The sequence below is a fragment of the Flavobacterium sp. UMI-01 genome (genome assembly GCF_019656315.1).
GTDB lineage: Bacteria > Bacteroidota > Bacteroidia > Flavobacteriales > Flavobacteriaceae > Flavobacterium.
This window is the reverse complement of sequence record NZ_BPLU01000020.1, coordinates 55,114-62,295: the sequence shown is the minus strand read 5'-3', so window position 1 is coordinate 62,295 and position 7,182 is coordinate 55,114. Positions and strand designations below refer to the sequence as shown.

Annotated in this window: 10 protein-coding genes; 9 read left to right on the top strand and 1 reads right to left on the bottom strand. The window is 32.2% G+C overall.

Translation table 11 applies throughout. The features are described from left to right. Positions 1–259: 259 nt before the first annotated feature. The 9 genes from K5R64_RS09100 to K5R64_RS09060 all read left to right on the top strand — a co-directional run bounded on the left by K5R64_RS09100 (position 260) and on the right by K5R64_RS09060 (position 6,280). Positions 260–1,510 carry a site-specific integrase gene (locus K5R64_RS09100; RefSeq protein ID WP_220762845.1) on the top strand — a complete coding sequence of 417 codons (1,251 nt, stop codon included), beginning with the start codon at positions 260–262 and terminating at the stop codon, positions 1,508–1,510. 55 nt (positions 1,511–1,565) lie between these two features. Continuing rightward, positions 1,566–2,159, top strand: a complete 594-nt coding sequence (locus K5R64_RS09095) for a TetR/AcrR family transcriptional regulator (RefSeq protein WP_255580334.1) — start codon at positions 1,566–1,568, stop codon at positions 2,157–2,159. Between the two features lie 65 nt (positions 2,160–2,224). Continuing rightward, positions 2,225–2,506: an antibiotic biosynthesis monooxygenase gene (locus K5R64_RS09090; protein WP_220762843.1), complete on the top strand. Its 282-nt coding sequence runs from the start codon at positions 2,225–2,227 to the stop codon at positions 2,504–2,506. A gap of 32 nt (positions 2,507–2,538) precedes the next feature. Beyond that, positions 2,539–3,117 (top strand): DUF1572 domain-containing protein, encoded by a 579-nt coding sequence (locus K5R64_RS09085; RefSeq protein ID WP_220762841.1) that lies wholly within the window; start codon positions 2,539–2,541, stop codon positions 3,115–3,117. Beyond that, a complete protein-coding gene (locus K5R64_RS09080; protein WP_220762839.1) occupies positions 3,110–3,646 on the top strand; it encodes a DinB family protein in 537 nt (178 codons plus the stop codon). The genes K5R64_RS09085 and K5R64_RS09080 overlap by 8 nt, the downstream gene beginning before the upstream one ends. Continuing rightward, positions 3,630–4,442, top strand: a complete 813-nt coding sequence (locus K5R64_RS09075; protein ID WP_220762837.1) for an isocitrate lyase/phosphoenolpyruvate mutase family protein — start codon at positions 3,630–3,632, stop codon at positions 4,440–4,442. The genes K5R64_RS09080 and K5R64_RS09075 overlap by 17 nt, the downstream gene beginning before the upstream one ends. Positions 4,443–4,463: 21 nt before the next feature. Next, a complete protein-coding gene (locus K5R64_RS09070) occupies positions 4,464–4,973 on the top strand; it encodes a thioesterase family protein (protein WP_220762836.1) in 510 nt (169 codons plus the stop codon). 18 nt (positions 4,974–4,991) lie between these two features. After that, on the top strand, positions 4,992–5,735 hold the full coding sequence (locus K5R64_RS09065) for an SDR family oxidoreductase (protein ID WP_220762835.1): 744 nt from the start codon (positions 4,992–4,994) through the stop codon (positions 5,733–5,735). Between the two features lie 17 nt (positions 5,736–5,752). Beyond that, complete coding sequence (locus K5R64_RS09060; RefSeq protein ID WP_220762834.1) at positions 5,753–6,280, top strand: DinB family protein; 528 nt, start codon at positions 5,753–5,755, stop codon at positions 6,278–6,280. Between the two features lie 292 nt (positions 6,281–6,572). Here K5R64_RS09060 and K5R64_RS09055 read toward each other — a convergent pair whose 3' ends face one another. Further along, positions 6,573–7,181, bottom strand: coding sequence for a DinB family protein (locus K5R64_RS09055; protein ID WP_308443159.1), 609 nt, complete (start codon positions 7,179–7,181; stop codon positions 6,573–6,575). Position 7,182: the final 1 nt, after the last annotated feature.

Here is a 7,182-nt window from a genome sequence, read left to right as displayed (position 1 = left end):
GTTTTAATAATTCCAGATAGGATTCCACGCTAATTTGTTTTTAGCAAATATCTATATTTTTATTAAATCCTCCCCAAGTTTTGTTCCTGATCCATAAAATCGGTTACCCTAGATTATCCGAAATTAGGGTAACCGATTTTTGTCTCGAACTAACAATCACAAGGCATTACAACCAGTACAACAACCAGTTTAGAAACTGTACATCTTGTGTGTTAGTCTTATTAAAATTAAATTTAATAATAACTAAAAGGTTACCACGATGAAGACAAAAGTATCTATTCTCTTTTATGCAAAGAGAGCAAAAGCCAGTGTAAATGGTTTAGTTCCTATCTACACACGAATTACTATCAATGGTAAAAGAATTGAACTGAGCTCCAACAGATTTGTAGAAGTATCAAAATGGTCCACAGAAGCGGGCAAAATGAAAGGTAACTCAGAAGAAGCTCGTTCAATAAATAACCATCTTGATATGTTAAGAATTCAAATCATAGATATACAGATGGAATTACTACACAAGAAAATCCCAATTACAGCTGAAACTCTCAAAAGCAAATTACTGGGGACTGCTGACCAAGCTAGAATGCTAATCCCAATCTTCCAAGACCACAATAACAAAATAAAAGAATTGGTTGGCAAAGAATACGCCCCAGGAACTTTAGAACGCTACAATACTTCTTTGAAACATACCAAAGAGTTCTTGCAATGGAAATACCAAATCTCAGATATAGACATTACGAAGATAGATCATGCTTTTATAACCGATTATGAATTCTGGTTAAGAAGCGTTCGAAACTGTGCTAATAACACAGCTGTTAAATACATCAAGAACTTCAATAAAATAATCAAACTTTGTCTGGCCAATGACTGGCTAGAGAAAAATCCTTTTGCCAACTATAAGTCTAAAGTAAAAGAAGTCGAGCGTGTCTATTTATCTGAAGATGAACTTCAAAGTATCATTAATAAAGATTTCAAAACAGAAAGATTGTCATTAGTACGCGATATCTTCCTTTTCAGCTGCTTTACTGGATTGGCATACATCGATGTCAAAAACTTAACCAAGTCCCATATATGTTTAGGTATTGATGGTGAGAAATGGATATTTACACATAGACAAAAAACGGAAAGTGCTTCTAAAATCCCAATCCTTCCGGTAACACAAATGATAATTGATAAATACGAAAACCATCCACAAAGCAACAATCAAGAGAAACTACTTCCCATCTTGAGTAATCAAAAAATGAATGCCTATTTAAAGGAAATAGCAGCTATTTGTGAGATAGAAAAAGAATTAACCTTTCACATTGCCCGACATACTTTTGCAACGACTGTAACGCTTACTAACGGTGTCCCAATTGAAAGTGTGAGCAAAATGCTTGGTCATAAAAATTTGAGAACCACGCAACATTATGCTAAAGTACTAGATCGAAAAGTAAGTGAGGATATGAGAGTTTTAAAAGATAAGTTTAAGATAGATAACCAAACAGCACCAAAAAAAGTTAAAATGAATTAAAAAACATACCAATTGGTATATTTTTTTTATCTTTACATCAAAATAATACCATTTGATGATTTCAAAAGCAGAACGTACCAAACAATTAATAATAGAAAAAACAGCTCCTATATTCAATGCTAAAGGATTTGTAGGTACTTCTATGCATGATATCACAGAGGCTACAGGTCTCACAAAAGGTAGTATTTATGGCAATTTTGAAAATAAGGATGAAGTAGCATTAGCAGCATTTGACTATAACCATAATGAGATTATTGCATACTTACGTAAAAGGATTGAAGCAAGGACAAATACGATAGATCGGTTGTTAGTATATCCTGAAACATATAAGATATTTTTAGAATTACCTATTTTAAAAGCTGGCTGTCCAATTTTAAATACCGCTACCGAAGCTGATGATACACATCCACTTCTAAAAGTAAAGGTCATTAATGCTTTAAAAAATTGGAAGAAAGCTATAGAAAAAATGATTGATAGAGGAATTGAGCGACAAGAAGTAAAAAGTACTACCAATGCGAGTGATTTTGCTTTTATTATGATGTCTTTAATTGAAGGAGCGATGATGCAAGCTAAAGTGACAGGGGATCCCGAAGTACTTAAAGTAAGTATGTCCTATTTAGAAAAATTAATTAGAGAGCTAGAACCTTAAAAAAAATTTGACTACAAATATACCAATCGGTATATTTTAAATACAGATTAACAAAAGTTTGACTTATGAAACAGGTACTAATTATACACGAAGTTCAAGATTACAAAGCTTGGAAACAAATATTTGACAACGCCTCTGACATCAGAAAAAAAGCTGGGGAAATCTCTTATCAAGTACTCAAATATGAAAACGAACCAAATAAAATTGTTCACTATTCGGTCTGGTCCTCAATTGAAAATGCAAAGAAATTCTTTGAATCACCAGAATTGATTGAAATTCGAAAACAAGCAGGAGTAAAATCACCAGATTTTATCTATTTAGAAGAGTTAGAATCAGGTGTGTTGTAAATCATTTATACATCAATTAAAAGCGAAATAGTATGGATACAAATTATTTAGAAAGTGTTAGTAAACAATTTGAATACTATAAAATGTTAGGGGACAAAACCTTTGTGCAAATCCCTGACGAAAAATTATTTTGGAAGTACAACAATGAAAGCAACAATATAGCCATAATAGTAAAACATCTTAGCGGAAATATGCTTTCACGTTGGACAGATTTTCTTACTTCAGATGGGGAGAAAGATTGGCGCAACCGTGATGCTGAATTTGAAAATGATATTCAAACAAAAGAAGAATTAATTGAAGTTTGGAATCGAGGCTGGGATTGTCTTTTTTCAACATTAAAAAGCCTAACTGCTAGAGATTTAAATACAATTATTTACATCCGAAATCAAGGGCATACAGTGTTAGAAGCTATCAATCGCCAATTAGCACATTATCCGTATCATGTAGGACAAATAGTTTTTTTAGGTAAAATGATATGTGACGATAAATGGGTTTCTCTTTCCATCCCAAAAGGCAATTCAAAAACTTATAATGCGGAAAAATTTTCAAAGCCCCAGCATAATGAACATTTTACAAATGAATATCTAATTAAAAATAAGGAAAATGAATAAAGAAAACATCATTATCAAACTTAGAGATAATCATTCTGATTTTTGGAGCGCAGCTTCTAATCATGAAGATAAGAATAGTTCAACTGATGGTAAATGGACAGTTAACGAAAATGTAGATCATATCAATAAGTCAATTTCAATATTGATAAACTTTCTATCAACTCCTAAACCAATGTTAGAATCAAGATTTGGATTGAACGGTGGAAAATCCATCAGTTACGAAGCTCTTGTGGAAAAATACCATTTGGCAATAAAGAATGGAGTTAAGTCACCTCCACCTTTATTACCCAGTACAGATTTAAACCACGAAGAACTAATCAAAGACGGAAATACATTAGTAAATGATTTAATACATTCACTCAACAATTGGAGCGAAAAAGAATTAGACCAGTATCTGTGTCCTCATCCCGCACTCTCTTTAATCAGTGTAAGAGAGGTTCTGTATTTCACAATGTATCACGTAGAACATCATCATCAGATGATTAAAAGAATTTCAATTAATGGTTTCAACTATGAAAACACAATTTGAAAAAGCGGAACTTTTTAAAAAACTCCATGAGGAAAAATCCACTTTCATAATTCCAAACCCCTGGGATGTAGCAACAACGAAAATAGTAGAGAATTTAGGCTTCAAAGCATTAGCTACATCGAGTGCATCGATAGCTTTTAGCGAAGGGGTTTCAGACAATCAATTACCGTTAGATAATGTACTACAGTACCTTGAAAAAATTTCCAGAGCAACTAATTTACCTGTTTCAGCTGATTTAGGGAACGGATTTTATGATGAACCTAAGAAGATTTTTGACACAATCAAATTAGCTGCAAATACAGGTATCGTAGGTGCTTCAATTGAAGATGTAAAGAATAACGAGAGCTATTCGATTGAATTTTCAGCTGAACGAATTACCGCTGCAACTGAAGCCATAGCAAGTTTAGATTTTCCTTTTTTATTAACTGCTCGCGCAGATAATTATACTATTGGCAAAACTGACTTAAAAGATACCATTAAACGATTACAAGCGTACCAAAGTGCGGGTGCTGATGTTCTTTTTGCTCCAGGTATTAAAAGTATAAAAGACATTCAATCTATACTGTATGAAATAGACAAACCATTAAATGTAATGATGGGGTTAAAAGATTGCCATCTTGATTTTGAGAGTTTATCAAAAATAGGTGTACGAAGAATTAGCCTTGGAGCCTCACTATTTAGGAATACCATGACTTCATTCATCGAAACAGCAAAAAGTTTAAATCAAAATGGAAAATTTGATTTTGCGCAAACAGCAATTAGTTCGGATGCACTCAATGAATTGTTAAATATTTAATCCTTCTAAAAAACTTATATCATGAATAAGACACCCCAATCAACATACAGAATACGCTTTAATGACTGCGATTTATTTGGTCATTTAAATAACTCGAAGTATTTAGATTATTTTATTAATGCACGCGAAGATCATTTAAAACAATTTTATGAATTTGATTTAAGTGAGTATTATAAAAGCAACTTAGGATGGGTAGTATGGAGTCACGAAATTGCGTATGTACGACCAGCAAAATACAATGAAGTGGTAACGATTCAATCTTCTTTACTTTCTGCATGTGACCAATTTCTACATTTCGAAGCCATAATGTTGGATGAAAATCAAAATCACTTAAAAACAATAATGAGAACCAAGCTGATACATGTAAGCACGGTTACGGGTAAAAAAGAACTTCATAGTTCCGATTTTTTGAAGTGGGCTAAAACAATTGAAAACCAAGAAGCAAATCAAATTCAAGATTTACAAGCCCGGATTAAACAATTGACTTCTATCCTTAAAGACAATAAACACTACTCTTTAACCAACAAATAGAATTAAGGAAAAATATGTATGAAAACAGTATTAATCACAGGAGCAAGTCGTGGCATTGGTGCAGCTACAGCAGTACTAGCAGCTCAAAAAGGATACAATGTGGCGGTAAATTACGTAAAGAATAAAGAAGCTGCAGAAAAAACTGTAAACAAAATTTTAAAACTAGGCGGAAAGGCTGTGGCATTTCAAGCTGATGTTTCCAAAGAAAAAGAGGTAATAGATTTATTTAAAAACATTTTGTCTCATTTTGGAAAAATAGACGCCTTGGTAAATAATGTGGGTATTCTTGAAAATCAATCACGACTAGATAATTTAGAAATGGACAGGTTGGAAAGAGTCATCAATACAAATATTGTCAGTTGCTTTATTTGCTCAAAAGAAGCAATTAAACAAATGTCAACAGCTTATGGTGGCAAAGGCGGTGCAATTGTAAATGTTTCATCCATTGCTTCAAAAACAGGCGCTCCAAATGAATATATTGATTATGCGGCAACAAAAGGCGCTATAGATGCACTTACCATAGGTCTATCTAAAGAAGTAGCAAACGAAGGAATCCGAGTAAATGCTGTTCGTCCTGGCTTTATTTATAGCGACATTCATGCGGCTGGAGGCGAGCCAAATAGAGTGGACCGATTAAAAGACAGCATTCCTATGAAACGGGGTGGTTCTCCAATAGAAGTCGCAAATGCTATCTTATGGTTACTTTCAGATGAAGCATCATACGTTACTGGATCCTATATTGATATCGCAGGAGGTAAATAAATCAAATCTCAATAAGCATGAAATTCAACTTAGATAAATCTATCGAAATACTAGAAAGAACACCTACTACCATATATTCTTTACTGAATAATATATCAGAAGATTGGGTGCTTTTGAATGAAGGAAATAATTCTTGGTCAGCATTTGATGTACTTGGCCATCTAATTCACGGTGAAAAAACGGATTGGATTCCTCGAGTAACAACTATACTCTCTAATAATTCAGATAAATCGTTTCCTCCGTATGACCGCTTAGCCCAGTTTAAAAATAGTAACGGAAAAAAGATGGATGATTTACTTAAGGAATTTGTCCAACTTAGAAAAGAGAACATGCAGTATTTAAAATCAAAAAAAATCACTCCAAAAGATTTAGAAAAAAAAGGAGTTCATACGGTATTTGGTGAAGTCACTTTAGCTCAACTAATCGCAACTTGGATGGTACATGATTTGAATCATATTGCACAAATCACCCGAATATTGGCAAAGCAATATAAAAAAGAAGTAGGTCCTTGGATTGAATATTTAACTATTTTAAAATATAAATAGCATGAGATTGAATTAAGAATTTGCGGTCAATCTAAATGCTAATTCAATTTACTAAGATTTTATAAGTAGTTTTTCAACAACTGCGTACGCTAAAAGTTATTCAGAAAAATATTTTTGAGCTCTTCTAAAAAAAGCTCAAAAATATTTTTAAATCTAATCATTTGGTTTTGGTAATATCTGGTTGCTAGCTCATCCTGGCAAAGTAGTTTAAATTGTTAAGTTTTCTAACTTATCAATATAAAACCCTTAATATGCAATCTTTTTAATCGATTCTTTGCATGGTTATATAAACTTAATTTCTATTTTTTATTAAGTGTTCTAATCTATCAATTTGAATGAAATGCCTAATCATATGATTGATGTAAAACTGGAAAGTGTCACCTAATTTTAATTTGATTAAACTTGAGATTGAGGTTTCAATTTTTACTTTATTTAGGTTTACTTTTTTTGATAAATTTAGTAGCTCTAAAAGTTTAACTTGTTGGTTAATAAATCTATCTATTACGGACTTATGTAGTTTTCGATGTACAGGGTCTTTATCTTTAAAAGTTTTCATTTTATTAGGTTTCACCTTTGGAAGCATACTTTTTGCAAAATAATTACCAAATAATCCTTTTCTGAATTCTTGTTCAGGCAGTGAATTTGTTTTTTTTATTTTAGATTCAATTTGCGGTAAGTAAAAATCCCCATATAGATTTAAATGTTCCAAACATTCAAGAATATTCCATGAATTTTCGTTTTCTCTCCAACTTAAATGATCCAAATTATAAAGTTTTAATTTTTCAGCTTTCGTAAGAAGTTGTTCCGTTTGCTCTATAAGCTGCTGTATTAATTTTTCCGTTTGCATTTTTAAAGTTTTAAGCAAATCTCTAAAAAGTTTTTTTGAAAAACCTTGACTCAAA